Below are 2,407 nucleotides of genomic sequence, written 5' to 3'. Positions count from 1 at the left end.
CGCCCAGTCCTCCACCTTGATCACCCTCCAGAGTGACTGAAGGGGGTCAGTTTTCAGCCGTCGCCACGGGGTCAGTTTTCACCCGTCGTCGACACACAGGAAGAGACCAACTCCGCTCTCCTCGACACCGCTCGACAAGAGGGCTCCGAATCCATCAACGGATCGCATTTGCCGCTTCGTCAGGTCTGCGGCCACTGCCTCGATGAGACCACCGCATTGAAGTACTGGGGACGTATCCATTCAGGCCCACCGCTGACCTGCGACGACACCGAGCCGTTCATAGGCGGATCAGCACGACAGCCCAGGTCAGGAGTATGGAACCCCTGAATGGATACCTGGGGACTCGTGGCCATGAGCCTCGACACCTCGACCCCACGGGCGCCCACGACACCCGCGGGAGCAAAAGCTGACAAGCCAGCCCTCGGCACTTCGATTTCGTCTTCGACGTTCGCCCCATCCAACCCGTCACTGATCAGGGTGGTTTATTCCTGAGGACTTCCTGCTCCCGACATGTCTCCCAGAGACGAAAGCCTCGTTAGCCCTCGTGTTGTCCCGGATCCTTTAGGGCACCCTCGAGGCTCTTGGCATGGACACTGGGCGGAAGCTCGGCTGAACTCATCTGCGGCTTGGGCCTACGCCATGCCTGGCGAGAAGGCGCCCCAGCTCCACGCCGTCAATCAGGGTAAGTGGCTTGTTCTCCGCGAATTCCCGGCTTCCTGGCCCGAAGCCCGAGGTAGTGATCAAGATTCCTTTGGACGCACCTTCGTGGACCAGTGTGCCGTACAGGTCTCGGACGACACTGGGCTGGATCGTCGCCGAATAGCGCTTCGCCTGGATGATGATCCGTCCGCCTCGAATTGGATCGGGGTCCGTCGCGACCACATCGACTCCACCATCTCCGGAGCGGACTGTCGTCTCGGTCTGAAATCCCATCGCCGCGAAGAGTTCGGCGACCAGCACCTCGAATTGAAGGGGATCCATCTCCAGCAGATCCGATCCGTCCCGATCGGTTGCGGCGCTGTGAAGAGTCTCCGGTCGGCGGATCGGTCGGATCTCGACCGGCTTTTCCGGCTTTGACGAGATGCTTCCGCCGAGGCCCTCAACACAGCTGATCGGGTCGACCTGCCCAAGATTCATCCGCTCCATCGCGCCCCGATCGGTAGCGACCGTCGAAACGAACATTGGCCGAGGAAGCCCTGTTGCGGGGTCGGTCGCGAAGACATAGCCGTTGAAGACCACCGACTGGACCATCGGATGTCCCGTCCGGTCCGTGAGCCGCACACCGAAGATCTCATGGAGGTTCCCCAGCACACACTGCGCGACAACCTCGCGGTACAGAGTCCGACGCTCGGTGACGGGCCTGGCGACTTCGTTCTCCCGATCACTGGCCTTGACGTAGCGAATCCGGCTCACAGCCGGCACGAGGTCGACTGCGGGTAGCGCGCGGTTGACCAACAGTTGCCCCGCAGCACTGTCCCAAGCGACTTCTGCAGACCGCGGAAAGTCCGCGGGCCAGGACGGAGAGCCCATGAGCAGTGCTGCGAACACTCCCGATATCGCATCCGCGTCACCGCGCCAGGCCCGTTGTTCAAGGTCAACGACATCCGCGTTGTACTCCGCGATGCGGCGGCCCTCGTTTTGTGCCCAGATCGCGTACTCACGCTCAGCGGAAGCCATCCTGAGCTGCCGATCATTCTCAAGACGCTGGTAGGCGTACCAATCACGTTCGTAGCGCTCTCGCGCGGCGCTAACAGCCTGCTCGTGCTGCTGGCGTGCGGTAGGCAGCACCCTCTGAAGTCCTGTGAGCGGTGCCACCGCGTAGGCGCGCTGGTCTGGCGGGATCAAGCGTTGGGCAAGAGTTCCCGGCTCGAACGGCGATACCACCGGGCTGAGCTGAAGCACGGATCCGTCCAACGGACGACTCGCGATAACTTTCTGAAGGACCCCCCGCAGCAAGCCGACCCGCGACTCCAGCTCGGCGGTCGCCCGGGTTGCTTCCTGCTCCCGCCACTGCTGATAAGCCCTCCACGTCTCCCGCTGCTGCCGGGCCTCCGCCCTCATGGCCGCAGCCTGCGCTCTGTGGTGTTCTTGCCAGATCCGCCTTTCAGCAGCCAGTTGCCGCTGCTGGGCACGCTGATAGTCATCCAGCACAGTGACGATGGTCCGGAAACCCAAGGCACCTACTCCCTACGCGACCACCTCATTCTCCGGACTATAGGGAATCTCGCCAAGGAACTCTCATCCGTTTCTGAACTGCAACGATTCCCACCAAGACTCTCGCCCCAGGAGGTCGGGTGTGTCCAGTCAGTCAGTGAGGTGATCTCAGCGAAATAGTTCGGGACGATTGGGATTTCTTGGACGTCGCTGGTGGCGTTCCGGGCTTTTCGGGAGGAGTCGCCGAAGGCCG

The 2,407-nt window shown here is 62.2% G+C and carries 1 protein-coding gene; it reads right to left on the bottom strand.

The window, feature by feature from the left end:
- Positions 1-615: 615 nt before the first annotated feature.
- Positions 616-2,151 carry a restriction endonuclease gene (locus AB0F17_RS66330; protein ID WP_358047824.1) on the bottom strand — a complete coding sequence of 512 codons (1,536 nt, stop codon included), beginning with the start codon at positions 2,149-2,151 and terminating at the stop codon, positions 616-618.
- Positions 2,152-2,407 lie beyond the last annotated feature (256 nt).

The organism is Nonomuraea sp. NPDC026600 (genome assembly GCF_040638335.1).
Taxonomy (GTDB): domain Bacteria; phylum Actinomycetota; class Actinomycetes; order Streptosporangiales; family Streptosporangiaceae; genus Nonomuraea.
The sequence above is the reverse complement of the archived record's forward strand: the minus strand, read 5'-3'. Positions and strand labels throughout refer to the sequence as shown.